Here is a 26,111-nt window from a genome sequence, read left to right on the forward strand (position 1 = left end):
GACTCAGAGGAGTTGGTCGATGGTGATGGGCAGGGAACGGATGCGTCTGCCGGTGGCGTGGTAGACCGCGTTGGCGATCGCGGCGGGTACGCCGGGCAGCCCGACCTCGCCGACCCCTTTGGTGCCGACCGGGGTCAGCCGGTCCGGTGCGCCGACGAAGACCACGTCCACCTCGCCGATGTCCGCTTGCACCGGGACGAGGTAGTCGCCGAGGTTGGCGTTGGCGATCCGGCCGGTCCGGGCGTCGGTGCGGGTCTCCTCGAACAACGCCTGGCCGATTCCACCGACGATCCCGCCGATGATCTGGCTACGGGCCAGCTTCTCGTTGAGGATCCGGCCCCCGTCTATCACCGAGACCACCCGGGGAATCCGCAACAGTCCCAGATCCGGGTCGACGTGCACCTCGACGAACTTCGCCCCGAACGCGCCGGCCGGCGCCATCCCCACCTGCTGCGCCTCGGGCGGGGCGCTCGCCGCCTGGGCGGTCAGCTCGTCGAGCCCGTGTCGGGCGAGGATCGCGAGGTAGCTCTCGCCCTGCCCGGGGTTGGCACGGTGGTGGATGCGCCCGCCACTGACCGCGACGTCGTCGATCGTGCAGCCGCGCAGTGGCGACTCGGGATCGTCCGCGACGGTGTCGAGGAACCGCCGGATCAGTTCACGGCAGCTGGCGTACACGGCGTTGCCGAGCGCGCCGGTCAGCCCCGACCCGCCCGCCTGCGGCGACCAGGGCATCTCCGAGTCGCCCAGGTCGAACCGGACCTGCGCCAACTCCAGCCCGAGCAGCTCCGCCGAGAGCTGCCACATCACGGTATAGGTGCCGGTGCCGATGTCGGTGGCGGCGCTGCTCACGTAGGCGGTGCCGTCCCGGCCGATGCTGGCCCGGGCCTCGCAGCGCACCTGCCACCACAGGTAGCTCACCCCGGCCATCCCGTACCCGACCAGCCACCGGCCGTCCCGCATCGCGCCGACCCCGGGCTCACGGCGGGACCAGCCGAACCGCTCCGCCCCCACCTCGTAGCACTCGCGCAGCGCCTTGCTCGACCACGGCAGGCCGTACTGCGGCTGCGTGTCGGCGTAGTTGCGCATCCGCAGCGTCAGCGGGTCCAGGTTCAGCCGGTAGGAGAGTTCGTCGAGCGCCGACTCCAGCGCGAAGTTGCCCTGGGCCTCGCCGGGTGCCCGCATCGAGCCGGGACAGGGGATGTGCAGCCGCCGCTGCCGGTCCCGGTGCGCCACGTTCGGGCAGGCGTACGAGTTGCCGCTGACCGACGCCACCGGCTCCATGTTCTCGTCCCCCATCGCCACGGTCTGCACGGACTCGTGGTCGATCGCGACCAGCTCACCGGTCCGGCGGGCGCCGAGCCTGATCGTCTGCACCGTGTTGGGCCGGTGCCCGACACCGGTGAACATCTCCGGACGGGAGAGCACCAGCTTCACCGGCCGGCCCACCGTACGGGCGGCAAGCACCGCCAGGATCACGTGTTGCCACACCCGCAGACCGGATCCGAAGCCGCCGCCGACGTACTTCGCGTACACCCGGACCGCCGGCTCCGGCAGCCCGAACACCTCGGCCACGGTGGTCCGCACGTTCGAGGTCCACTGGGTCGCGTCGTGGACCGTGACCTGGTCGCCGTCCCAGGCCGCCACTGTCGCGAAGGGCCCCAACGGGTTGTTGGTGTTCTCCGCCGTGCTGTAGGTCGCCTCGTGCACGACCTCGGCGGAGCCGAGCGCGGTGGCGACGTCGCCCCGGTCGGCGTCGGTGTCGAACGGGTTCGTACGCAGTTCACCGCGCGGGTCGTCGATCTCCAGCACCGGGTCGGCGCGCTCGTAGCCGACGGTGACGGCCCGGGCCGCCGCCGCTGCCTGGTACGGCCGCTCGGCGACCACCACCGCCACGTACTGCCCGTTGTGCAGGATCCGGTCGTCCTGCAGCGGCGGGGGCGGGGTCGGTCCGAGATTGTTCTCCGGTCCCCGGTTGAGCCGTGCGGCGTTGTGGTGGGTGAGCACCGCCAGGACTCCGGGCATGGCCTCGGCGGCGGTGGTGTCGATGCTGCTGATCCGGCCGGCGGCGATGGTGCTGCGCACCGGTGCGGCGTGGACCATCCCGGGATAACTGACGTCGGACGGGTACGCCGCCGCGCCTGCCACCTTCAGCGGCCCGTCCACCCGGTCGACACCGGCCCCGACGACCGTGGTCGGCTCGGTCATGGTCACGGCTGGTACCCCGCGACGGTCTCCAGCGCCCGCACGATCGTCCGCCGGGCCAGCTCCGGCTTGAACGCCGTGCCCGGCACGACGAACGGTTCCTGGAGTTCGGCGGCCGCCGCCGACCGGAACGTCTCGGCGACAGCCGGGGCGCCGGTCAGCACCCGTTCGGCGGCCCACGCCCGCCAGGGAACCGTCCCCACCCCACCGAGGCCGACCCGGGCCTCGGTGATCATGCCGTCCTCGACCACGAGCACGGCGGCGACCGAGACGAGGGCGAACTCGTACGAGGCACGGTCGCGCACCTTGAGGTAGCCCGACCGGGCTGCCGGCGGCAGCAGCGGCACCGAAACCCCCGTCACCAGGTCACCATGGCGCAGCACCGTCTCGATGTCCGGCCGGTCGCCCGGCAGCACGTAGAACTCGGTCAGCGGGATATCCCGCTCGCCGTCGACACCGCGTACCTGCACCACCGCGTCCAGCGCCACCAGCGGTACACAGAGGTCCGAGGCGTGCAACGCGATACAGCTCTCGCCCGCCCCCAGGATGGCGTGCATCCGGGCCGCCGCACCCGTGATGGCGGCGCAGCCCGACGACGGCCGCCGCTTGTTGCAGTCCGGCACGGTCGGATCCCGGAAGTAGCGGCAGCGGGTCCGTTGCAGCAGGTTCCCGCCGATCGTCGCCATGTTGCGCAACTGCGGCGACGCCCCGGCGAGCAACGCCGTGCGGACCAGCGGGAGACGCCGGGCCACCGTCGGGTCGGCGGCCATCTCCTCCATGGTGGTCAGCGCGCCGACCCGCAGCGTCCGGTCGTCGGCGGTGATCCCGTTGAGCGGCAGCCGGGTGATGTCGACCAGCCGCTCGGGGTCGAGAATGCCGTCCTTGAGCATCAGGTCGACCTGGGTGGTGCCGCCGGCGAGGAACTGGGCCGCGGGGTCGGCGCTGACCAGCGCCACCGCGGCACCCACGTCGTCGGGGCGCAGATACTCGAAGGCCCGCACGGCTACGCCACCCCCGCGCGGGCGACCTCGCGGATGGCGGCGAGGATGTTCGGGTACGCGCCGCAGCGGCAGATGTTGCCGCTCATGAACTCGCGGATCTCCTCGTCGGAACCCGCGCGCCCCTCGCGGAGCAGGGCGACCGCCGACATGATCTGACCGGGAGTGCAGTACCCGCACTGGAACCCGTCGTGGCGCAGGAACGCCTCCTGCAGGGGATGCCGCCCGTCACCGGCCAGGCCCTCGATCGTGGTCACCTGCCGGCCCTCGCACTGGGCGGCGAGGGTGAGGCAGGCGAGCACCCGCCGGCCGTCGAGCAACACCGTGCACGCCCCACAGGCACCCTGGTCACAGCCCTTCTTCGTGCCCACCAGGCCCAGGTCGTCACGGAGCGCGTCGAGCAGGGTGATCCGGTTGTCGAGCCGCAGCCCGTGGTCGGCGCCGTTCACGGTCAGCGTCAGCTGGATCTGGGTGGCCCCGCTCGGTGCGGGCGGACCCATGGCGCCCCCGATTCCGTCGTCTCGACTCACGTCTCCCCCGCTCCCCTGCCCGGAAATGTCGTACGGGATGGAGTATCTGCGATAGTTGGGAGGGATAAGACCGGATTCGCAAAGCCGGCTGGGCGAGGTGGGGGACGGCCGACATACCCGGGAACGCCCTGGTCCTCCCCGAAGGCGTGTCCGGGGTCAACCGCAGGTCGCGCTGCTCGACCCGGAACGTTTCCCTGGCGGCGACTGTGCAGGGTCTGGGCGCAATCTGGGCGGCTGCTCCTGCATGGTTCTACCCCACGCCGGCTCAGCACATCGCGACCAGCCGCGGCCTCGCCCCGGCGGGCAGCGCCACGTTGCGACGCTCGCTGACAGGCGAGCTGCCGGACCGGCGGCACAGCGTGCTGTCGACACTGGTGGGGGAGAAGCCATGGCGGCCTTTTCTGTGGAGCTGGACGCGCTCGGTCGGCTGACCGACGCGCCGGACGGCACGGCGGTCGACTGCGGGCAGATCCCCGGCGACCGCCGTGACCATCACGACCGTCGCCGGCGGCATCGTCGGCTACGGCGCGGCCGGCTCCCGCGCGAAGCGGGCGACCCAGTTCGCGTACCGGACCGGCGGGTTCCTGGCGAACCTCGAGAACGTGGTGCGGGTTGGGAAGGGGGCGCTCGCGGCCGCCGGCCGGTGCGGCCGGTCCGGGACCACACCGAGGAACCCGCTGCCGACCGCGCCATTCTCCGCCGGCCGACGTCCCGGTGACCGCGGTTCGCCGGGCCCGTCTCGCCGCCCAAGCCGGACGACGTGCCCGACGTCGAGAAACCTTGGCGGACAAGCACCACATCACCCTGCGCGACTGATATCGCCCGTTCAATCCGGGTTCACCCGAAATCGAGTGGATCGCCGGTGGTCGGTGCCCGGACGCCCGTGGGCGGCCAGCGGCCCGCCGTTGGTTGGCCAGTTTCTGTTCGTCGACCGGGGGAACTCGTAATCGACCAGGGGAACCCTTAGTCAACCGGGGGAACTCTTACGCCCAGCGTTCCCGCCGACGCGCGGCCCAGCTCCGCAGGGCTAACGGGGCCCGCCGCAGCTCGTAGCCGGCCTGACGCACCCCGGCGCCATCCGCTCGGCGCGCCCGGCGATGTCCTGCCCGGATGCTCGGCCCGGCCCCACGTGACCGAGGACACGGTGCATCCGGCGATCCAGAGAGGTGAAATCGGGTGTGTGAGCAGAACCCGGACCGGCGAGTGACGTTGTGAGATGTACCCTCCCGACCCGCGATCCGGGTCTCCTCGCCGGTGACTCCGTCCCGTTGCCAGACGCGTCGGCCCAGGCCCTCGCGGCCACCTACCGGCAGCGTTGGGCGGTGGAGACGATGGCTGTCGCCCCGCACGACCGCCTGTTGGAGATCGGGTGCGGGCGCGGAGTGGCCGTCTCCCTGGTCGCCAGCCGGCTCGTCACCGGCCGGATCGTCGCGATCGATCGCGCGGCGACGATGACCCGGCTCGCGACCGAACGTAACGCGAGCCACATCCGCTCGGGCAGGGCCGAGATCCGACTCGCCGAGTTCGAGTCGGCCGACCTCCCGACCCGGTACTTCACCAAGATCTTCGCCGTGAACGTCAACCTGTTCTGGCTGGGTGCGGCGACGCGGCAGATCCATCGGATGCGCAACCTGCTGGTTCCCGGCGGGCGGCTCTACGTGTTCGGCGAGCGGCCCAGCTCCGTGCACCCCGGGGCAAACCTCACCTCGACCGAGCGGCTGCTCCGCGCCCAGGGGTTCACCACCACCAGCTCGATGGAGGTCCGTGGGCAGGGCCGGGTGCTCACCTGCATCACCGCGACGCCGGCGCCCTGAGGCGAGCGGCGGGGAGTCGGCCGATTTCCGGGCACCCCCGCCGGGTCGCCAGATCCTGAGCCCGGGTCGGCGCCCCGCCGGCCAGCGCCGACGACGTCGGTGCGGTCAGGATCGCCACCTCCTGACGGACACGTCACGGCCCGGGGCCGGCCCGTCCGGCCCCGGCCCCGGCGCCTTCGCGAGGGCGAGGACTCAGCCGCGGACCGGCCGCAGCGCGAGCCGCCGCTGCGGCTGGTCCGGATCGAAGACCGGGCGGCGGTCGATCCGGGCGCGGACCTCGTCCGAGCCGAACCGGTAGTCGATCCGGCGCACCGCCTCGGCCCAGTCCGTCCTGGTACGGATTCCGCGCAGGCACTCCAGCACGAAGGGGTCGTGCCACCGGCTGCGGGCGCGTTCCCAGAGCACGAAGGGGTCCTCGGTCAGCAGGCTGCCGACGGTGCCCTCGTAGATCGGCATCGCCCGCACCTCGCCGTCCGGTTCGATCTCCAGCGGACGGAAGTCGGGGTGGCTGGCGATGTAGTCGGGGTGCATCTGCACGCCGAAGTTGTCCGTGGTGGTGACGGTGACCGACGCCGGCACGGCCTGCTGGAGCCGCTGCCTCGTCCCCTCGTCGACCAGTGCCGCGACCTGCTCGTCGGTCAGCATCTCGTGCTCGCCGTACGACACCCGGCTGGCCAGGCCGGTGGGCACCACCGCACCGAACGCCACCTCGCTCAGGTGCGGGAATCTCGGCACGACGGAGCGGCACATCTCATCGAGCTGGTGGTAGTTGCTGCGGACCACCACGTTGTCGATGCCGTACCGCAGCGGGGACTCCCCCGCGGCGACACGCCGGGCGCTCTCCGCGTCGAGCAGTGCCAGCGCGGCCATGGCCCGGTCGAAGGAGCCGGCGCGGCCACGGATCCGGTCGTGCACCTCGGCCGTGGCGCCGTCGACGCTGACCACCATCTTGGCGACCATGCCGGCCAGGTCCCGGACCGTCCGCTCGGGCAGTGACCAACCACTGGTGTACAGGAAGACCCGTACGCCCGCCGCGGCGAACCGTTCCACCACCTCCACGATGCGCGGCACGGTGAGCGGTTCACCCCCGCAGAGCGTGATCATGATCGGCCGGAAGGTGATGAGCGCGTCCGCCACCTTCAGCATCTCCTCGTGGCTGAGATTCTGCGGGCGCCGCCGGCCCGACTCTGTGTAGCAGTGCGAGCAGCGCAGTGGACAGGCGAAGGTGACGTCCCAGATGAGGACGTTGGGACCTGCGTCGACATTCATGAGACGGGTCTCCCGAAGGAATCGGCAGTGCGGTCGCCGGAACTGTATGGGCGGCGAACCGCCCGGGACATCGGCGACGGATACGCAAGCGGGACCACCGGATACGCAGGTCCGGCCCCCCGACGGCGTACGCGTACCGGCCGGCCCTCGGTGGCGCCGGCACGGCGGTTGCGTACCCGACTACCGATTCCCCGGTGCGCCGTGGCACCTAGCGTTCTGGCGTGGCGGCCGCCACGGTGCACTGTCCGTCGCCAGCAGAGGAGGTGGATCATGCGCGCTTACCCGCCGGTCGACGCCTCGTAAGGGGCCAGGTGCCTGATGGCGGTGGCCACCCCGCGCGGGTGGCCACCGCGGCGCTGGACCGAACCCGTCGACGTCGCAAGGAGTGTGCCCGTGTCGACCTCACCGACAGCCGGCGTGACCCGCCGCCCCGGCAGTGTGTCGGCGCTCGTCCGCGAGCTGCCGCGGGTCAACGCCCCGCTCACCGCACTGCTCGCCGCGCTCGTCGCCGGACAGGTCGCGGGCGTCGTGCTGCTGCCGCTGGCGATCGGCCGACTGGTCACGGCGCTGACCGCCGGCGGTGGTCCGGCGGCCTCCCGGGCGGCGTGGTTGGGGCTCACCCTCCTGGGGCTGGCCCTCGTCCTGGACATCGCCCTGGAGCCGATCCGCGCGATGGTCACCGCGAAGCTGAGTACCGCGGTCGACGGCAGCCTGGCGCAGCGCACCGTCGAGGGCGCACTGCGCCCCGCCGGGGTCGCGCACCTGGACGACCCGGACGTCGCCGACCAGATCGAGCAGGCGCGCGGGGTCGGGATCGGCGGCCACGCCCCGGGACAGGCCGTCAACGCGCTGGCCGCGCTGGTCCCGCTCCGGCTCACCGGGTTGGCCTCCGCGGTCCTGCTCGGCTGGGCCGGGCAGTGGTGGATGCCGGTCGTACTCGGCGCCGCCTGGGTCGTCACCGGCCGCTGGCAGGAGAAGGAGATGGCCCGCGCCGTCGTCGCCAACACCGCGCGAACCGTTCAGCTACGGCACGCGGCGTACCTGCGCGACATCACGGTGACCGCGCCGTCGGCCAAGGAGCTACGCCTGTTCGGCCTGCACCAGTGGCTCGCCGAACGCTTCACCCGGGAATGGTGGGACGGCATCATCGAGATGCGCCGCAAGACCACCGACGGCCGGCGGCACCTGGCGGCGAGCGGGCTGCTGCTGGCGGCACACGTCGTCGTGGTGGTACCGCTGGCGTACGGGGCCAGCACCGGCGACCCGTCGGTCGGACACCTGACCATCGCCCTCCAGGCGCTACTGGGTCTGTTCGCCCTGGGGTTCACCGGCGACCTGCAACGGCGGCTGCACCTGGCCAGTGCGGCGGTACCGCCGGCGCTCGCCGTGAGTGCGCTGGGAGGCCAGCGGCCCGCCGTCGCCGGGCAGGCCGCGACCGGGCTGCCGCACCGGGAGATCCGCTTCGAGCGGGTTTCCTTCGGATATCCCGGCGACGCCCGCGCCGTCCTCGACGACCTGGACCTGGTCATTCCGGCCGGGTCCTCGCTGGCGATCGTCGGGGACAACGGCGCCGGCAAGAGCACCATCACCAAGCTGCTGGCCGGGCTCTACCGGCCGGACGCCGGCCGGATCCTCGTCGACGGCCGGAACCTGCACGACTACGATCTCGCGAGTTGGCGCCGGCAACTGGCCGTCGTGTTCCAGGACTTCGGCCGGTACCCGTTCTCGGTACGCGACAACATCGCCTTCGGCGCCGTCGAGGCGGCCGGCACCAGGGAGGCGGTGGTCGAGGCCGCCCGGCTCGGTGGTTTCCTCGGCGTGGAGCAGGGGCTGGCGGACGGCTGGGACACCCCGCTGACCAGCGCCTACACCGGCGGGACCGAGCTGTCCGGCGGACAGTGGCAGCGGCTGGCGCTGAGCCGGGCGCTCTACGCGGTGCGGCAGGGCGCCAGGGTCCTCATCCTGGACGAACCCACCGCGCACCTGGACATCGAGGCGGAGTACGAACTCTACGCACGGTTCCTGGAGATCACCGCCGGCATCACCACGATCCTGGTGTCGCACCGGTTCGCCACCGTCCGGCTGGCCGAGCGGATCGCGGTGGTACGGGGCGGCCGGGTGAGCGAGTATGGCAGCCACCACGAGTTGCTCGCGGCCGACGGCCGGTACGCCCAGATGTTCCGGGTGCAGTCCGCACCCTTCACCGATCCGGCAGGAGGCCGTCGTGGGTAGCTGGTGGAGCGCCGCCCGCCTGGTGGTGGGCGTCGCGGTCCGGTCGGACCCGCGACGCGCGGTGCTGGTCATGGTCTTCGTCCCGCTGTTCAACATCGTCGCGGCGGCGCAGGCGCTGGGGCTGCGCAGCATGGTCGACGGCGCGGTCGCCCGGCAGGTCACCGAGGCGCTGACCGGAGGTCTCGTCCTCGTCCTCGTCACCGTCTTCGTGCACCAGGCGAGCGCGGTCGCCACCGACCTCCGGCAGGTGCTCCAGCAGCGGGTCGGACTCGAGTTCGACCGCCGCCTGATGGCGCTGTGCTCCGGTCCCGCCCACGTCAGCCACTACCACGACCCCGAGTTCCTCGACACGGCCGAGCTGGTACGGCAGCGCCGCACCGAGTTCGGCGGTGCGTTCGCGGCGCTGGTGGAGAACGCCGGCCTGCTGGCCCGGTTCATCGGCGCGGTGGCCCTGATGGCCGTCGTCAGTCCGGTGCTGGCCCTGCTGCCGGTGTTCATCGTGCCGCTGGCCCTGGCCATTCGCTGGCAGGCAGGCATCGTCGCCGCGGCCGAGGTGGCCGGCGCCGAGGCCGACCGCCAACGCGCGGCGCTGCTGACCCTGGCCACCGATCCGGCCGCCGCCCCCGAGGTCCGGCTGTACCGGCTGGGCGGCGAGATCGCCGCCCGCCACCGGGAGGCCTTCGCCGTCTCGGCGCGCCGCCGGGAAGCCGCCCGGGCGCGCGGCGCGGTCGCGGTGGCCGCCGGTTGGCTGCTGTTCTGCGTCGCGCTCGTCGGCGGGTTGTACATCGTCACCCGGTCCGTGCTCTCCGGCACCGCGTCGGCCGGGGAGGCCGTCCTGGTGCTGCTGCTCGGCACCCGGCTGGTCGGCGCCACCACCGGACTGAGCTTCCTGATCGGATGGCTGCGTCGTTCGCTGCACACCGTCGCGCTCTACCAGCGACTGGCCGGATACCCGCACGCCGGAACCACCGTCGGGCGGAGCCGGGACCTGCCCGAGCGCGGCGACCTCGTCCTCGACGGTGTCAGCTTCCGGTACCCCGGCGAGGCGACTCCGGCGCTGGGCCCGATCGACCTCCGGCTGCCGGCCGGCGCCACCGTCGCGGTCGTCGGTGACAACGGTGCCGGCAAGTCCACCCTGGTCGCGCTGCTGGCCGGCCTCTACCCGCCGTCGACCGGGCGCATCACGTTCGGCGGGCAGGATCTGGCGCAGGTGGATCCAGAGCTGTGGCGGAGCCAAGTCACCGCGGTCTTCCAGGACTTCTGCCGATTCGAGCTGCTGGCCAGGGAGTCGGTCGGTGTCGGCCGGCTCAGCGCGATCGACGACCGGGAGGCGGTGGGCAGCGCGCTGGAAGCGGCGGGCGCGACCACCGTGGTGGCAGCGTTGCCCGCCGGCCTCGACAGCCGGCTCGGCCGGACGTTTCCGGACGGTACCGACCTGTCGTCCGGCCAGTGGCAGAAGCTCGCGCTCGCCCGGGGCCGGATGCGGACCGCGCCCGCGGTGGTGCTGCTCGACGAGCCGGCGGCAAGCCTCGACCCGGACAGCGAGGCCGAACTGCTGCGCAGGTACCTCTCGCCGGGCGGATCGGCCGCCGACGCGCCGATCACCGTCGTGGTGTCGCACCGGCTCACCACGGTGCGCGACGCGGACCTGATCGTGGTCCTGCACGAGGGCCGGATAGTCGAGTACGGCCCGCACGCCGAGCTGGTCGACCGGGCCGGCCGCTACGCGGAGATGTACGCGCTGCACGCCGCCGCGTACGTCGCCGGCCCGACGGTCCTGGAGTCGGCTGCGGCGGCGACCCGGGGCGGGGTCGGGGCGGGCTCGGGTCAGACCAGGTAGGTGTCCGGGGTGGCCGGCGAGCCCGACCCGCCCTCCGCCGCCCGGCTGAACCAGTCCGCCCGCAGCTCACGACGGGAACCGATGCCGAGTTTCCGGTACACCCGGGCCAGGTGGCTCTCGACGGTCCTGGCCGACACGACCAGCCGGGTTGCGATCTCCCGATTGGGCAGGCCGGTGGCGGCGAGAGCCGCGACCTCGTTCTCCCGGGCCGTCAGGGTCGGCGACTCGAGGTTCGGTGCGGGCAGGCCGAGGGCGCCACGGAGCCGACCGGCCAGCGCGACGGCCCGGGCGTAGTCCTGGTCGCGCCCGGACGACACCCTGATGGCGGCCTCGGCCAGCCGCCACGCCGGCCGGTGCAGCCTCATCTCGGCGAGCCCGGTGGCGTGTTCGAGCAGGCCCGCCCGGTCGCGGTTGAGCAGCGCCAGTTCGCCGCGCGCCTCGGTCACCAGCCGCCTCGCGTCCACGTACCGGAGACAGCGGGCGACCCGGTCGGCCAGCCCGACCTGCTGGTCGGCCGGCGGCAGCCGCGCCGCCCAGGTCAGATACTGCAGCTCGACGCTCCAGCAACCCGCCGTGTGTGCCGCCGCGACCGCTTCCTCCAGACGCCGCCCGGCGGACCGGGTGTCGCCGCGGGCAGCAGCGACCGCCCCGTCCGCCCACGGCCGCAGGCCCGGCAGCACCGCCAGCCGGTCCGGCGGGTACACGTCCAGCACCCGCTGCGCGTCGTGCGGCTGCCCGGCCGCGGCGAGCGACACGGCGAGCCACGCCGACGCCTCCGACCGGAACGGCCGGAAACCGACGGCCTGTTGCGCCAGCGCCTCGCGCAGCGGCTCGATCGCGGCGGGGTACTCGGAACGGAGCAGCCGCGCGTACCCGACCAGCAGCGGCCAGTCGACGGCACGTAGCCGGGTTCCGGGTACCGTCCCCGGTGGCCTCGGCCAGCGCCCGAGGATCGGATCGGTGACCGGCAGCGACGCGCTGCCGTCCCGCCACAGCCCGATCAGGGACAGGGCCGCCGCGGCCAGACCCGCCGTGTCCGGGGCCCCGGCGCCGCCGCCGGCATCGGCCAGTACCGCCGCGCCGGCGGCGGCCGCCTCGTCGGTGCGGCCGACGAGGGCCAGCGCCACGGTACGGGCGATCCGGCACCGCAGTGCGGCAGAGCCGCCGGCCGACCCGGCGCCGGGCAGCCGGCGCAGCAGCCTGTCGGCGACCCGGATGGCCTCGGCCGGGCGCTGACCGACCAGCAGGACCAGCGCGTCGGCGCCGTCCACGACGTCGACCTCGGGTGCGTCCGGTGACGCGACGGCGCGCAGCGCCCGCAGGTCGGCGTGGGCCGACGCCGGGTCACGCTCGGTCACACAGCGGTGCAGGGCGAGCGCCGCCGAGAGCACGATGCGTCCGGCGGCCGAACGGTCGGACGCGGTCGCCTGGTGAAGTATCGACTGCGCCTCGCGTCCGGTACCCAGTTCGGCGAGCGCGTCGGCCAGCACGACCGTGGCGCGTGCGGACCGGTCCCGGCCGAACGCGATCCGCGCCAGCCGGAGCGCCTGCTCCGGATCGTGCGGCCGTATCCGGCGGGCGGCATCCGTCAACACCGCCGCGGTGACCGGCCCACCCACGGCCACCTGCCAGCGGGCGACCGTGACCGGATCCGGTGCCGTACCACCGACCTCGCGCGCCGCCTCGACGAGCGCCGACGCGGCCCGGCGCCGCCGGGCCGGTGACACCTGTGCCCAGGCGATCGCCTGCAGCAACGGATGGCTGAATCCCACGGACACCCCGTCCTCGGTGTCCGTGGTCCGCAACAGGTCCAGATCCTCCAGTTCCTCGACGGCATCCGGGGCGACCCGGTCGATCAGCTCGATCGGCAGGTCATCGCTCACGGCGAGCGCGGCCAGCGCGTCCCGGTGGGTCGGGGTGAGCCGGTTGGGTTCGGGCAGGAACAGCTCGACCAGATGCGGTGGCACGCTGAGCGGACCACGCCACCACCACAGGCCCCGGTCGCGGACCAGGCGGCCGGTGGCGGTGCCGTGCCGGACCAGCTCGGTCGCCAGGCGCGGGTTGCCGCCGGTCCACTGGTAGACCAGCTGCACGGTGGTCGAGGCGACCGCGTGACCGAGCATCGCCTGCATCAGCGTCGCCGTCTCCGCCGGGTCCAGCGGTGGCAGGTCGACCCGACGCAGATGCCGGTCCTTCCACAGCGCCACGACGGCGTCGGGCGTCGCCACGTCGGCCCGGGTGGTGACCATCAACCGGATGTGACTGTCGTGCGCGAGGCCGAGCAGGGTACTCGCCGACCGGTCGTCCATCCAGTGCGCGTCCTCGACGACCAGCAGGGGTGTACGCGATCGTCCACGTCGCACCAGCTCGGCGCGGATCCTGCCCGGGACGAGGACGGGGTCGCCGGTGACCGGAAACAGTTGGCAGAACGGTCCGAACGGAATTGGACGTCCCGCCTCGGTGGCGGTGGTACGGGTCACGGCGTAGCGGTCGGTCGACAGTTGCCGGGTCACTATCTCGACGAGAGTCGTACGGCCGGTCCCCCGCTGCCCCACCAGTACGGCCCCCCGGTCGGTGGTCAGCGCGGTAATGATCTGCTGGACCAGGCCGGATCGTGCGACCAGTGGTGTCCGGATGCGGTCCACGGATTGCCCCCTCCCTGCCGCGGACACCGACATCTCGCCAGATGTCGACTGTGCCGTTCGGGAAATTCGGTTCGGCTACGCCGTCCACGAATATTCCTGATCGTTGGAAGAAACTTCGGGCGACTTACCCGAATTGCGGTCAAGTCGGTGACCGGTGGCGAACGCGCCACGTACCGGGCCTGCGCGACGAACGCGCCGGATCCCTTTCGCCTCCGCAGTGGAGAATCCGTTCCGGCTCAGCCCTTGCCTGGATCTTGCCGTGCAGAGATTCCGCATTCGGATCCCGTACCAGCATCACGAGTACTCACTCAATGTCGTTGGATTGGCCGACAATGCCAGGCGCGACTGGATCGTGACTGAACGCAGCCTGGACGGCCGGTACGCGGCGATCCGATGGACCGTGTCCACAATGAACCTTTTTCAACCTCCCCTTGCGGTCCGGCGGACCGCAAGGTCGGACGCGGCGCGTGAGCGCCGCGCGGTCCAGGTTGAAAAAGGTTCAACGCGCATGCCATGCGCACGATCCCTTCCCCCGACCGGATCAAATGATCAACGATAGATACGCGGCCGGGCAAGAACCGACCGACTCCGCAAATACGTCATGCGCACCCGAACTGATCCGTCCGATTGCACAAAGTGAGCCGAACCAGTTTCCAGGTGCGTGCGGCGCTCGCTTTACCGTTCCAAATCCCGATCCCGGAGGCTGGCCTGCGGTTCTGCCCGGCGTCGAGAAAATCGTAGCGTCGCCCTGGGGGTTGGGATCCGGTCTGTCGGATACCCAGCGTGCGGGGCTGCCCGGCCGGCCGGGACGGCGACGCCGGCGCTGCCCTACCGCTTCGCTGCCCAGGTTTCCGGCGAGGAGCACCAGGATCGGGGCAGCCAGGAAGGCGGTGACGGCCGGTACGCGACCAGGAACGCGATCAGCCCCGCTCCGGCGGTGGGCGGGACCACCGACCGCACCTCGGCGCTCAGGATCTTTCCGTCGATCAGGTACCACCATCCGCGATGATCTTCTCACCTCCGGTACGCGGTGTGCCGGGGTGTCGCGCGAGCGGACTGCCGTCGTCGAACGTCCAGGTCGGGTACCGCTCGGCCAGGTAAGGACGGTGGCCGTTCCAGTCGGCCGGTCCGAGCAGGCGCAGCGGCGACAGGTGAAGCTCACCGTGCGAATCCTGGCGGTAGCCCCAGGCGAACCCGACCAGGGGGCAATGAGCCGCCGGTCGCCGTCCCAGGGCCCGATCGTCAAAAAGCTGTGTGCCTGCCACTGCACGGTACCGGTACGCCACCGGGAGGGAGCGTCGAACAACACCGGCCGGACCCCGTACCAGGCAAACGGTGCGCTGGAATCGGCGAACAGGTCGAACGGGTCGACCTCGAACCGGTCCGTCGCACTCGGCTCCCGAACCAACTGCACCCAGCCCAGCAGTGACCGGTAGCCGCGGGCACTGAACTCGACGGAGGCAGTACACACCGGCATGCCCAGGTCCCGCTCGCTCTTACCGACGGCTACCGGGTCGGTGTTGGGTACCACCTCCACCCACACCCGACCACGCTCGTCGCCGACGTCGAACCGAATCTCCACAAGGCCCTCCTCGCATCAATTCTGCGCGCCCAACCGCCGCCAGCCGGACGTCGCGGTACGCGACGGCGACGCCGCGACGCGAAGGCGCCCGGAAGTACCGACGTGAGTGTGTCGGCATGTCGATGCGACCGCCGGACGCGCCGGGGCCGCCCGGGGCCGACCCCCACGCCGTCAGGGCGGATGCCCGTTCGACGGAGACCGCGCTGACGGATCGTCGCCACATCATCACCCGTTGTCGTGAGCCGGATCATGCATTCCCATGTGAGCCTGACTTTTACGAACTTCGATGTCCCGGGCGCCGGCTCGACGGGGAGTCGCTCTGCACTGTGGACGGTAACGGAAGGAGTCTCATGCGCGGACGCAGACGGGCGACCCTGGTAGCGGCGCTGGCGCTCGCACTGGGCGGGCTGCTCGGGATCGGCGCCGCTCCGGCGGCTGCGGACCCGCCGGGCGGCACCCTGCGTGGTGTCTACTCCGACGGCCAGTTCTGCAACAGCTACGGCGGCGAAGGTGTCCAGACCGGCCTGTGGAGCTGGTACTACTGCGAGTACCGCCAGTACGGCCCCACCGGCCCCGGCTTCTACTTCCTCTGGACCTTCACCTACTAACGCCCGCCGACGTTCACCGGGTTCCGATGTGGTGTGCATCCTCGCCGGTGACGGAAACGACATCACGTCAGGACCGGCCGGCACCGGGTAGGTGCCGGCCGGCTCGACGGCGTACTACTCCGCCACGCACAGCAGGATCCGTCCTTCCGGCCCGCCACGCAGCCATGCGGCAGTACCTACGCCGGGTCCGACCGGGCCGTAGCGCCGTCGAGCCAGGGGTCGAGCAGAACCATGGTGCGCTGGTAGAGATCGTCTCGAAAGCTCGCCGTGCGGACCTGTCCGGCCGGTTCGTCCACCCGGTTCTCGTCCAGATAGGCCCCGCTCGGCACGCCGGGGTCACTGGCGGCGTGGATGACGTTCGCGGCCCCGTACGACGCGTCCTTGCCCTGGACCGCGAACATCGCGTGCAGCAGCCGGGTGTCGATGACCCCCGGATGGACGCTGACGATCCCGGGCCGGTAGTGCCCGGACTGGCGAACGGCGTGGGCGACCAGCGCGAGCTTGGACCGCGCGTACGCGGCAGCCGGCTGGTAGCCGTGTTGGAACTGCAGGTCGTCGAGGTCGAGGTGGGCGGAGAGATGGGTCGCGGAGGACACGTGCACCACCCGGCCCGTCGCGGGCATCCGTGGTACGAGCCGTTCGGTGAGTAGCACGGCCGCCAGATAGTTGGTCTGCAGCGTCGCCTCGTAGCCGTCCGCGCTGCACCGGCGGCTCTCCGCACCGGGACGACCCGCGTTGTTGATCAGCAGATCGACCTGGTCGGTGGCGCTCGCCACCTGCCGGGCCAGCGCCACGACGTCGTCGAGTCGATCGAAGTCGGCCTGCGCGTAAACCACCTCGGCCCGCCCTGCGGCACGGATTCGCTCGACCAGCGACTGTACCGCCGAACGCGGCTCCGGACCATGCACGAACAGGCACCGGGCCGATCTGGCGATGCGCAGTGCTGTCGCCGCGCCGATCCCGCTGGTCCCTCCGGTCAGCACGACCGTTCCAGGTGTGTGGCCGATCATCCCTGCTCATTCTCCGCTCACCATGGGCGTCTGTCCTGACATCATCGGCCGGGTGGCGCCCGCAGCGTCGTCTCGACGACCGGCGCGCCGGTGCCCGCTGTCGCGCCGAGCTACCGGCGACGACCGTGGCGCCGACGCTGCGGACCATTCCCGGGGGCAAGGGCGCCGCCAGCATGCCTCGGCTGGGCCATCGACGCCTGCCACCACCCGCCCCGTCCCTCGAACAGGACCTGCTCGCCGCCGGTGAACGCGCCCTCCGCGTACCGCCCGGGCACATGGCCGGCTGCGGACGTCGACAGACCTCAGCTGCGCCGTACCCCGAGTCGGCGTATTGTCAGGCCCCGAATTCCGTTGTGGTTGCCGAGGCGGCGGTGGGACGTGACGACGCAATTGCGGATCTACACCGCCCGACCGGGGCGGCTCGACGCGTGGGTGGAGGCGTGGCGGACGCTCGTCGTGCCACTGCGCCGACGCTTCGGCTTCGAGATCTCGGGGTCCTGGGTCGATGCCGAGCGTCAGCAGCACATCTGGGTCGTGTCGCACCCCGGCCCGCAGTCGTTCGAGGAGGCCAACGCCGACTACTGGCGCTCGCCGGAGCGCGTCGAGTTGGGCCTGGACCCCCACGAGTACCTGCTCGACGAGGAGATCCGCACCGTCGAACCGGTGCTCTGACCTCGGACGGTTACCGTCAGGTCTCCGGATAGCCGATCAGCCGCCTGGCCTCGCCGAGCAGGGGAGATCGGGTCAGCGGGCGTCCGTCGAGTTCGGTCGCGGCTAGGATTCCGCTCAGCGATCCGGTCAGCCACACGCCGTCCGCGCGCAGCAACTCCTCCGGGGTCACCAGGGCCTCGTCGGTGGCCAGGCCGAGCAGGTGTGCCTGGGTGATGAGCGCGCCCTCCGTCGTACCGGCGACGATGCCGGACCAGCTTGGCACGGTGAACATCGTCGAGGACCGGATCCAGACCAGGTTGAAGCTGGGGCACTCCAGTGCGTAACCGTCGGAACTGAGCCAGAGCATCTCCTGAGCGCCCCGGTTGGCTGCCCACCGCTGGCTGGCGGTATGCACGGCGTAGGACAGGGACTTCACGCCGCCCAGCAGCCACGGCGCATTCGCGCGTTCATGGACCGGGAACCCGACGGTGCCGGTAACGAGACGAAGGCCGCGCTGCCGATTGAGCGACGTCCACGGCGGCACGGGCTCCACCGTGGTGAAGATGGTGGGGCGGCCGGTGCCGAGCCGTCCCCGCGTACACACCAGGCGTTGGACGGCCTCGACGTCGCGGGGCCAGGCCGCTGCCACGTCGAGGACGAAGGTACGCAGTGCGTCGGGTTCCGGCAGCGACAGCTCCAGGCTCGTTGCCGACCGGTACAGCCGGTTCAGGTGGGCGGGCAGCAGTACGGGCGCTCCGGCGGCGAGGAGCCACGCCTCGAACGCCCCGTCGCCGCGCAGCAATCCCGGATCGTCGGCGTGCACGATCGGCGTGTCCGCCTCGACCAGGCCGACGCCGAAGACTGCCACGAGCCGATCCATTGTCGAATGCTCCTTCGCCACGCTGCCAGGACTGGGTGGCAGCTCTGCCATGTCCCCGATCGGAGCACCGCCGGTGCCGGACGCGGCGCTCGCCTGCATCGCCGCCGGTCTATGGTAGGACAGGTGCCGGCCACTTCGCGCTCGGCACGGTGCCGACCCGACATGACACCGAGCGTTCGAAAGGTCTGTGCCGTTGTCGGGCAGTGGGCTCGATGACACGGCACTCCAGGTGGGCAGCCGAGGTTGAAGACGAGCTGGGAGGGCGTTCGAGCGCATGGAAGCACCCGCTGAGAACGTGGGAGCGAACTCGTCCGACCTGGATCCCGTCGCCGTGTGGACCGATGGTCGGCTGGGCCTGCCCGGCACCAAGACGGCATCCGGCCTGATCCTGACCGGTGCCCGCTGGACGGTCGCCTGCGTGGTCGACGCGCGTCATGCCGGTGCCGATGCCGGCGAGGTCCTCGGCGTCGGACCGCTCGGGGTGCCCGTGCTGCCGGATCTCACCGCGGCCCGAGGTGCTGGTGCCCGCAGCGTGGTGATCGGCGTCAACTCGATGGACGCCTACACCGTCGTCCCCGCCCGGCTGAGAGCCTTCGTCGTCGACGCGGTCGGGCACGGGCTCAACGTCATCTGCAGCACCCACGCCCGGCTGAACGACGATCCCGAGCTGGTCCGGTTGGCCGCCGCCGCCGGTGTCGAACTGGTCGACATCAGGGGCGACGGCCCCCGGGAAACGTTGTCGGCCGGCCTGTCGGTCGACGCCACCGTGCTGCTGACGACCGGCACCGACTGCGCGGTCGGAAAGATGACGACCGCCCTGGCCGTACACCGGGAGGCGCTCTCCCGGGGCATGCGCAGTGCCTTCCTGGCGACCGGGCAGATCGCGGCCATGTGCGGCGCCGACGCGGTGGTGCAGGTCGACCGCATCTTCGCGGACTTCATCACCGGCGCCGTACAGCATGCCGTACACCGCCTGGCCAGCGCCGGGCACGAACTCGTCGTCGTCGAGGGACAGGCGTCGACCCTGCACCGCGTCTACGGCGGCAACGCGGTCAATCTCCTCTACGGGGCCGCCCCCGATGCGATCGTCATGTGCCACGACACCGATCGTCAGGTCCGGGCGATGTTTCCCGGCCTCCCGGTCCCACCGGTGACCGACGAACTCCAGACGATCGCGGACCTCGGCCGCCGGGTCGGCATCCCGGCCACGCTGGCCGGGTTCTCGGTATTCGGGCGCAAGCCGTTCCACGAGGGAGATCACCACGCCGTGCCGGTGGTCGACACCCGTGACCCCGGCGCCGCCGCCGTCCTGCTGGACTCCGTCCTGCGGCTGACCCGGCACAGCGAGCGCGACCGGCGCTGAGGGGCTCAGTGCTGCGCGGACAGGTCGTCCGGCAGCGGAAGCATGTGCGACTGCCGCTCGGCTGCGGACAGCTCCCGGAACACCCGATGGCGGGCCCGGCTCCGAAGGTCGTCGAGGTCGGGCTGGACCGGCCAGAGCCGGGCCGACTTGTCCAGCGACGCGGTGAGCAGCGTCCGCGCGTCGGTCGACCACGCCACCGACGTCACCCGGTCCACGTGTACGCCGACGACCTGCGGCTCCGTGTCGTGCTGCGCGCTCCACACCCGTACGGTGCGGTCGTAGGAGCCGGTGGCGATCTGGTCACCGGTCGGCGACCAGGCAACGGCCCGTACCCGCCCCTCGTGGCCTTCGAGCGTCCGGACGTGCCGACCGGTCCGGGGATCCCAGATTCGGGAGGTCCAGTCGGCCGAGCAGGTGACGACGAACTGTTCGTCCGGTGACCAGGCGACGCCGTCCACCCAGTTGTGGTGCCCGCGGAGGACGGCGATCTCCTCACCGGTGGAGCTGTCCCAGACCCGGGCGGTACGGTCGTCCGAGGTCGTGGCGATCATGCGCCCACTCGGCGACCAGGCGAGGCGTACCACCCAGTCGGTGTGGCCGCGCAGTTGCAGCAGCCGGCGACCGGTGGTGGCGTTCCAGATCGAGGTCGTGCCGTCCCGGCAGGCCGTGGCGATCCGCGTGTTGTCCGGGGCCCACATCAGACCCTCGCAGATCGTCTCCTCGTCCAACCGGAGGTACGGCTCGACGCCACCCGGGCGCCACAGTTGCACCGAGCCGTCGTTCGAGCACGAGCCGAGGCGCTGACCGTCGGGAGCCCAGGCCACGCCCCAGACGGTTCCGGTGTGCCCGGTGAAGGTGCTGGCCACTCCGGACGCCACGCTCCAGACCCGGACCGATCCGTCGTCCGAGGCGGTCGCGATCCGGGCCCCGTCCGGCGCCCACACCGCCGCGCGGAGCCCGCCGGCGTGCCCGGTGAACGACTGCCGTTCCGCGCCGTGCGGCAGTACCGACCAGACCCGGGCGGTGCGGTCGCTGGAGGCGGAGGCGAGCGCGGTACCGTCGGGCGACCAGGCCACGCCCCACACGGCGTCCTCGTGCCCGCGCAGTGTCGCGATCTCCCGGGCGTCGCTGACGTCCCAGATCCGTACGGTGCGGTCGCTGGAGGCGGAGGCGAGCGACCGCCCGTCGGGCGACCAGGACACGTCCCAGACGAAGTCGGTGTGCCCGCGGATCAGCAGCAGTTGGCGGCCGTCGGCGACGTCCCAGATCCGGATCGTCTGGTCGCCGGAGGCCGTGGCGAGCCGCCGTCCTTCCGGGCACCAGGCCAGGCCCTCGATGAAGTCGGTGTGCCCCCGCAGCACCGTCTGCTGCTGGCCGGCGGTGAGGTCCCAGACGATGGCGGTGCGGTCGTGCGAGGCCGAGGCGAGCAGCGTGCCCTTCGGCGACCAGGAGAGACCGTAGACATCGCCGGTGTGCCCGCGCAGCGTGGCGGTCTGTTCGCCGGTGTCCGTCCGCCACACGTGGATGTGGTGATCCTGTGCGCCCGCGGCGACGTACTCGCCGTCCGGCGACCAGGCCACGCCTCGGACCATGTCGCCGGCGCCGTAGAGGGTCGGCGGTGACTCGTCCGCGCCCACCCGCCACAGCTTCACCGTACGGTCCCGGGCACCGCTGGCGACCCGGCGCGAGTCGGGCGCCCAGGCGATGGCCTCCACCATGGCGTCGTGCCCGGTGAACTCGGCGACCGTCCGGCCGGAGTCCGGATCCCAGACCCGGGTGGACCTGTCCCGGGAGCCGGTGGCGATCAGGCGGCCGTCCGGGGACCAGGCGATCGCCCGAACGGTGTCGGTGTGTCCGGCGAACACCCGGCGCAGGTGGCTGAAGGCGAGCGCGGACATCAGGGCGCGTTCGATCAGGGGGGTGACGGGCGCCTCGGCGATCGCCGCGATCGACAGCAGGATCGACAGCTCCGGGAACCGCTCCGCGTTGGCGAGGACGTACCGGCCGATGTTCTCCGACACGCGGCGCAGGAAGGCGATGTCCCGGCGCTTCGACTGCTGGATCAGGGCCCGGACCACGTCACTCGCCTGGCCGAGCGCCTCCAGGCCGACGAGCCACTGCTCGGCCAGGATCAGCCGCTGCCCGGTCAGCAGGTAGTCGTCGCTGCGCCCGGAGTGCTGCCAGTCGGCCGCCCACCGCTCCAACTCGGAACGCCGACGCAGGTGCTCGGCCCGTGTCTCGACCTCCTGCCGCAGCGGCGCCCAGAGCCGGAACAGCGCCTCGTGCGCCACCTCGACGACCGGTTCGCCGTCCTGCATCTTGCTGACCAGCAGCCTCGCGTCCACGAACGCGGCGACGATCCGGCGCTGCTCGGGGCTCAGTTCCCGCAGCCGTACCGGCCGCTTGGTCGCCTCGCTGGAGTCGAGCGAGACGAACCGGAGCAGAGTCGTCAGGATCGGGGCGATGCCACCTTCCCCGCGCAGTTCGGTGACGGCCTGATCCGCCTGCCGGGTGAGCGCGCCACCGACCCCGCCGGTGGCGAGGTACGCGTGCATACTCACCGTGGCGCCAGGCCGGGCCTCGAAGAAGAGTTCCTGTAGCAGGTACGCCAGCAGCGGCAACGCGTCGGTCGTGCCGACGTCGGCGGTGATCCGGTTGACGACGTTCGCCTCGAACGTCAGGCCGGCGATCCGGGCCGGCTCCTCGATGATCGTGCTGAGGTACTCCGTTTTGATGGCACCGATCGCGACCGGATTCTGGAACAGCGCCGCCTTGTCGCTGTCGAGGAACTGCGTCAGGTATTCGATGCGCATGCTGGCGATCACCGACAACCGGGAGTCGGCGTGCAGCAGGCGCTCGACGACGTCGAGGAAGAGTTGCCGGTCGCTCTCGCCGGCGAGCGTGTACAGCTCCTCCAACTGGTCGATCACCAGGAGGAGGTGGCCGAACCTGCGTCGATGTCCTCGACGGATCTCGGCAAGGTAGTTCGTCGCGCTGGCCGGATCCTGCCGCATCGCCCGGACGATGACCGGCGCGGCGATGGGCTCCGGGAGGGCCTCGGCGATGGCGTTGGCCAGGTTTCCCACCGGCGCGCTGCCCGGGTTGACCGTGGCCAGGGGGATCCACCGCCGTGTCTTGAGCGTCGGGACGACCCCCGCCTGCACCAGCGAGGACTTTCCGCTGCCGGATGCGCCCACCACCACCAGCAGCCGTTCCCGGGGCTCGGCCGAGGCGGTGAGCATCCGCCGGACGATGTCCGAGACCTGCTGGTCCCGGCCGAAGAAGACGGCGGAGTCCTCCTCCCGGTAGGGCTCCAGACCGGGGTACGGCGGGCGCTGCGGATCCCAGTCGGAGCGCTTCGCCTTCGGATTCGTCACGACGTGGAGAACGATTTGTCCGATGATGAGTAGCACCACGATGGCGATGAACGCCGGAATCGCCACGGACTGGAGCAACCGCAGATAGGTGGGCGGTTCACTCAGGCTGGTCAGATAGTTGCCGATCAGACCGAGCAGGCTCGTCGCCAATATCAGCGCGACGTTGAGATACAGCGCGAGTGCCGGTTGTCTCTTCACGCCGACTCCGAGTCCAACATATTGTGTCCCAAAGGCGAAGCCCGCACCATCGTCGTCAGCGCTCGGGGAGCCGAGAATGCGTACGCTGGCACATGATATCGCCTCGACGCATCCCCGGCGCAAGACGACACCGGCCGCCGGCAGATCCTCGTCGAGGCTCCCCCGGAGCTGAGTAGTTGATCGCGATGCCGGCCCACCGGGCTCGTGGTGACCGGTCGCAATTGACCATGAGGGTGGCGCTGGCGCACCCGGCAGCAGGCACCTGTCGTTCGGCCCGGGCCAACCGGCGCCAGGTAACCGCCACTCCGGGGAATCGTGGGACCTCGGCGGCGACCAGCACCGCCACCAGCACGGCGTCAGGGTGGGCGGCAGGCCGGATCAGCCTGCGGGCCTGCCGCCGTGCCGGGTCCGGCATCGCCGGCCGAACTCGGCCAGGACGGCGAGGTCCAGCGGGCTGCCGGCGGTGTGCTGTTCAAAGTGCCATTGAACGCCCAGCACGAACCGGTGTGGCCGGTCGACGCTGATGGCTTCGACCGCACCGTCGGGCGCGATCGCTTCGATGTCGACGGTGTCTGGCAGCCGGGCGACGACCTGCGAGTGTTGGGAGTTGACCAGGAACTGATCGCCGGGTGGCAGACCGGGCAGGTCGGCCAGCAGGCCGCCGGGGGTGAGGGTGACCGGGTGGGCCGGGCCCCACCTGTCGCCGTTGTCATCCGGTAGCCGCCGGTGGCTGTCGGTGGGATCGGTGTCGCGCAGTTGTCCGCCGCTGTGCACGGCGATCTCCTGCATCCCCCGGCAGCTTCCGAGCACCGGCAGGTCGGGCAGGTGCGCGGCGGCGGCGAGCAGTGCACCGGCGACGGCATCGCGGGCGCGGTCGTACTCGCGGCTCGGCTGGACCGGCACGGCTGCGTCGTAACCGGCTGGGTGCACGAAGGTAGGGCCACCGGGCAGCACGAGGCCGTCGAGGACGGACAGGACGGCGCCGGCGATCTCCGGCTCGGCCGCCGGAATCAACACACTGGCAACGCCGGCGTGCCGGGCGAGTTGACTGACGACGGTCCTGTTGACCCGGGAGTAGGTAGTGCCGGTGGCGCTCTGGTTGCTACAGGCGAGCACGCCGACGACAGGCATGCTGCGTGCTGGTGCTCCCACGTAATCAGCCTCTCGCCCAGGTAAAGACGTCGGTCACGAGCGCGTCGATGCCGGCATGGTCAGTGCAGCGTACGACGGACGGCGGCGACCGTGCCGCCGCCGGACGCCGTGGGCGTTACCGCAGCAACATCCCTACCCGCAGGTATCGACGAATTCCTCTACCATCGACCCGACGGGACTGTACGGGAAGATCGGGACACGAGGAAATCCCTTCTCTTCAACGCACCGGGCGAGATGAGGATCAGATGCGGTCATCGCAACCCCGCGAAGGAACAGCTCCGCAGCGGCAGGAACCGGCTGATCCGACACCGGAGCAACGGCGCAAGGCTCGGCAGATGGCAGCGGAGATTCTCCACAGCGATCCGGAACTACGCGCGCAGAAAGAAGCGACGGCAGATCACGGGACGTGGGCCTCGGTCGGGCCGGCTGTCCTGTTCGATGATTACAGCGCGATCCGGCTCATGAGTCAGATTTCATATCCCGACGGGTTTCAACTGAGAGCCCGGCTGCGCGCCGGAGACGGCGACGTCATCGTCTGTCGGCCACGTCCGCCATCCGGTTTCGACGAGTATTACTCAGGCCGTCTTCGACTGGGTGACCCGGTATGGCTCCATCCCGACTCCGGAGCGGACCTGTGCACGGCGGCCTGGAACGACAGCCGTACGTCGGCCGCCCTGGTCGAAGCCGCTCGCCGTGGCGCCTATCTGCATCCCTACCACGCGTGCGAAGCGGCATGGCAGCTCGCCGAGCGGCTGTCCCGGGCGGCGCACCGGCCGGTGCCGGTGCTCGGACCGCCGCCCCGGTTGTGCCGGCTGGCAAATGACAAGTCCTGGTTCCTCAGCACGGCCGCGGAACTGCTCGGCGCCGAGGCGATCCCCCGGCTGCGGGTGACACGCCGCTTCGCCGAGTTCCCGGCCGCAGTCCAGGAAATCTCCCGGCGCTCGTCCAAGCTCGCCGTACGGATACCAGATTCGGCCGGCGGCCTGGGAATGCGCTTCTTCGCCACCGACGCCCTGCGTCGACTCAACCGCAAGGCTCTCGCCGACTGGGCCGCCGACGTGTACCGCGACCTGGATCTGCGCGACGGTTCTCCGGTGCTGGTGACCGGCTGGGAGGAAACAATCGCCTCACCCAGCATCGAGGTCAGGATCCCCCCGGGGGAAGCAGCGGCACCGATCTGCGGCCGCGTCATCGATCAGCTTTTCACGGATCCCGAACGGTCCCAGTTCGGTGGCGGCGTCGCCGGCACTCTTCCGCACGAGATCGTGCGCCGCCTGCGCCGCCAGGCTTCGACGATCGCGGTACTCCTGCAAGGACTGGGATATGTCGGGCGGCTCTCGTTCGACTTCATCGTTACCGGCCGGTCCTTCGCGGAGGCGGACGTTCGGGTCGTCGACTGCAACGCCAGGTGGAGCGGCGGCTCGGTGCTGAGCGCCATGGTGGACCGCCTCTTTCCCCACCACGGGCAACTACCGTACGCCTTCGGCTTCCTGCGGCACCCAGAGCTTCGCACGGTACCGTTCCACGTCCTGATCGAACGATTGGATGACAGGCTATGGAATCCGTCCACCGGGCGCGGTGATCTGCTCGTGCACAACGTGGGTCATCTCGCGTCCTCCGGGCGGGTGGACATCGTGGTACTCGCCGACGATGCCGAAACGGCGCGGTGCCGTCTGGAGGAGCTGGCCAGAGCGGTGGCGGACGGAGCCGCCGCACTGCTGCATCGTTAGCGCCCGCCCTGAGACGGCGTCCCGGGTACG

At 71.4% G+C, this 26,111-nt stretch carries 17 protein-coding genes; 7 read left to right on the plus strand and 10 right to left on the minus strand.

Annotated features, from left to right (window positions below; translation table 11 throughout):
* Positions 1-3: 3 nt before the first annotated feature.
* From AAH979_RS29885 to AAH979_RS29895, 3 genes are read right to left on the minus strand one after another with little or no spacing between them, the layout of a single operon-like run.
* Entirely contained in the window at positions 4-2,205 is a 2,202-nt protein-coding gene (locus AAH979_RS29885; protein WP_346261471.1) for a xanthine dehydrogenase family protein molybdopterin-binding subunit, read from the minus strand.
* Between the two features lie 2 nt (positions 2,206-2,207).
* A complete protein-coding gene (locus AAH979_RS29890; RefSeq protein WP_346261472.1) occupies positions 2,208-3,203 on the minus strand; it encodes a xanthine dehydrogenase family protein subunit M in 996 nt (331 codons plus the stop codon).
* A 2-nt stretch (positions 3,204-3,205) separates the two neighbouring features.
* On the minus strand, positions 3,206-3,700 hold the full coding sequence (locus AAH979_RS29895) for a (2Fe-2S)-binding protein (RefSeq protein ID WP_346261549.1): 495 nt from the start codon (positions 3,698-3,700) through the stop codon (positions 3,206-3,208).
* Positions 3,701-4,998: 1,298 nt separating this feature from the next.
* Here AAH979_RS29895 and AAH979_RS29900 point away from each other — a divergent pair.
* Positions 4,999-5,544, plus strand: coding sequence for a class I SAM-dependent methyltransferase (locus AAH979_RS29900; protein ID WP_346261473.1), 546 nt, complete (start codon positions 4,999-5,001; stop codon positions 5,542-5,544).
* A gap of 192 nt (positions 5,545-5,736) precedes the next feature.
* Here AAH979_RS29900 and AAH979_RS29905 read toward each other — a convergent pair whose 3' ends face one another.
* On the minus strand, positions 5,737-6,813 hold the full coding sequence (locus AAH979_RS29905) for a radical SAM protein (RefSeq protein WP_346261474.1): 1,077 nt from the start codon (positions 6,811-6,813) through the stop codon (positions 5,737-5,739).
* A 393-nt stretch (positions 6,814-7,206) separates the two neighbouring features.
* Here AAH979_RS29905 and AAH979_RS29910 point away from each other — a divergent pair, with 393 nt between their 5' ends.
* On the plus strand, positions 7,207-9,045 hold the full coding sequence (locus tag AAH979_RS29910) for an ATP-binding cassette domain-containing protein (protein ID WP_346261475.1): 1,839 nt from the start codon (positions 7,207-7,209) through the stop codon (positions 9,043-9,045).
* A complete protein-coding gene (locus tag AAH979_RS29915; protein ID WP_346261476.1) occupies positions 9,038-10,885 on the plus strand; it encodes an ABC transporter ATP-binding protein in 1,848 nt (615 codons plus the stop codon). Before AAH979_RS29910 ends, AAH979_RS29915 begins: the two co-directional genes overlap by 8 nt.
* Here AAH979_RS29915 and AAH979_RS29920 read toward each other — a convergent pair.
* Both AAH979_RS29920 and AAH979_RS29925 read right to left on the minus strand, forming a co-directional pair.
* A complete protein-coding gene (locus AAH979_RS29920; protein ID WP_346261477.1) occupies positions 10,873-13,530 on the minus strand; it encodes a LuxR C-terminal-related transcriptional regulator in 2,658 nt (885 codons plus the stop codon). The genes AAH979_RS29915 and AAH979_RS29920 overlap by 13 nt on opposite strands.
* A 986-nt stretch (positions 13,531-14,516) precedes the next feature.
* On the minus strand, positions 14,517-14,816 hold the full coding sequence (locus AAH979_RS29925; protein ID WP_346261478.1) for a hypothetical protein: 300 nt from the start codon (positions 14,814-14,816) through the stop codon (positions 14,517-14,519).
* 646 nt (positions 14,817-15,462) lie between these two features.
* On the opposite strand from AAH979_RS29925, the gene AAH979_RS29930 reads away from it, so the two are divergent.
* Complete coding sequence (locus AAH979_RS29930) at positions 15,463-15,720, plus strand: hypothetical protein (protein WP_346261479.1); 258 nt, start codon at positions 15,463-15,465, stop codon at positions 15,718-15,720.
* A gap of 176 nt (positions 15,721-15,896) precedes the next feature.
* Here AAH979_RS29930 and AAH979_RS29935 read toward each other — a convergent pair whose 3' ends face one another.
* Positions 15,897-16,703 carry an SDR family NAD(P)-dependent oxidoreductase gene (locus tag AAH979_RS29935; RefSeq protein WP_346261480.1) on the minus strand — a complete coding sequence of 269 codons (807 nt, stop codon included), beginning with the start codon at positions 16,701-16,703 and terminating at the stop codon, positions 15,897-15,899.
* Between the two features lie 405 nt (positions 16,704-17,108).
* Between AAH979_RS29935 and AAH979_RS29940 the strand changes: the two genes are divergently transcribed.
* Entirely contained in the window at positions 17,109-17,402 is a 294-nt protein-coding gene (locus tag AAH979_RS29940; protein ID WP_346261481.1) for an NIPSNAP family protein, read from the plus strand.
* A gap of 16 nt (positions 17,403-17,418) precedes the next feature.
* On the opposite strand, the gene AAH979_RS29945 is transcribed toward AAH979_RS29940, so the two are convergent.
* A complete protein-coding gene (locus AAH979_RS29945; protein WP_346261482.1) occupies positions 17,419-18,261 on the minus strand; it encodes an aminotransferase class IV in 843 nt (280 codons plus the stop codon).
* A 274-nt stretch (positions 18,262-18,535) separates the two neighbouring features.
* Here AAH979_RS29945 and AAH979_RS29950 point away from each other — a divergent pair, with 274 nt between their 5' ends.
* The gene (locus AAH979_RS29950; RefSeq protein WP_346261483.1) at positions 18,536-19,624 is read left to right on the plus strand and encodes a DUF1611 domain-containing protein; all 1,089 of its coding nucleotides are present in this window, start codon (positions 18,536-18,538) and stop codon (positions 19,622-19,624) included.
* Positions 19,625-19,629: 5 nt separating this feature from the next.
* Here AAH979_RS29950 and AAH979_RS29955 read toward each other — a convergent pair whose 3' ends face one another.
* Both AAH979_RS29955 and AAH979_RS29960 read right to left on the minus strand, forming a co-directional pair.
* The gene (locus AAH979_RS29955) at positions 19,630-23,199 is read right to left on the minus strand and encodes an AAA family ATPase (protein WP_346261484.1); all 3,570 of its coding nucleotides are present in this window, start codon (positions 23,197-23,199) and stop codon (positions 19,630-19,632) included.
* A gap of 378 nt (positions 23,200-23,577) precedes the next feature.
* Positions 23,578-24,330 carry a gamma-glutamyl-gamma-aminobutyrate hydrolase family protein gene (locus tag AAH979_RS29960; protein ID WP_346261485.1) on the minus strand — a complete coding sequence of 251 codons (753 nt, stop codon included), beginning with the start codon at positions 24,328-24,330 and terminating at the stop codon, positions 23,578-23,580.
* A 356-nt stretch (positions 24,331-24,686) separates the two neighbouring features.
* Between AAH979_RS29960 and AAH979_RS29965 the strand changes: the two genes are divergently transcribed.
* Positions 24,687-26,081 carry a hypothetical protein gene (locus tag AAH979_RS29965; RefSeq protein ID WP_346261486.1) on the plus strand — a complete coding sequence of 465 codons (1,395 nt, stop codon included), beginning with the start codon at positions 24,687-24,689 and terminating at the stop codon, positions 26,079-26,081.
* The last annotated feature ends 30 nt before the right edge of the window (positions 26,082-26,111 follow it).

The organism is Plantactinospora sp. ZYX-F-223, assembly GCF_039649625.1.
Classification (GTDB): Bacteria; Actinomycetota; Actinomycetes; order Mycobacteriales; family Micromonosporaceae; genus Plantactinospora.

Bases quoted from the DNA above. Each gene is read 5' to 3' on its own strand.
- AAH979_RS29905 (WP_346261474.1), bottom strand. From the start codon at position 6,813: ATGAATGTCGACGCAGGTCCCAACGTCCTCATCTGGGACGTCACCTTC.
- AAH979_RS29885 (WP_346261471.1), bottom strand. From the start codon at position 2,205: ATGACCGAGCCGACCACGGTCGTCGGGGCCGGTGTCGACCGGGTGGAC.
- AAH979_RS29945 (WP_346261482.1), bottom strand. From the start codon at position 18,261: ATGGATCGGCTCGTGGCAGTCTTCGGCGTCGGCCTGGTCGAGGCGGAC.
- AAH979_RS29965 (WP_346261486.1), top strand. From the start codon at position 24,687: ATGGCAGCGGAGATTCTCCACAGCGATCCGGAACTACGCGCGCAGAAA.
- AAH979_RS29895 (WP_346261549.1), bottom strand. From the start codon at position 3,700: ATGGGTCCGCCCGCACCGAGCGGGGCCACCCAGATCCAGCTGACGCTG.
- AAH979_RS29930 (WP_346261479.1), top strand. From the start codon at position 15,463: ATGCGCGGACGCAGACGGGCGACCCTGGTAGCGGCGCTGGCGCTCGCA.
- AAH979_RS29950 (WP_346261483.1), top strand. From the start codon at position 18,536: ATGGAAGCACCCGCTGAGAACGTGGGAGCGAACTCGTCCGACCTGGAT.
- AAH979_RS29960 (WP_346261485.1), bottom strand. From the start codon at position 24,330: ATGCCTGTCGTCGGCGTGCTCGCCTGTAGCAACCAGAGCGCCACCGGC.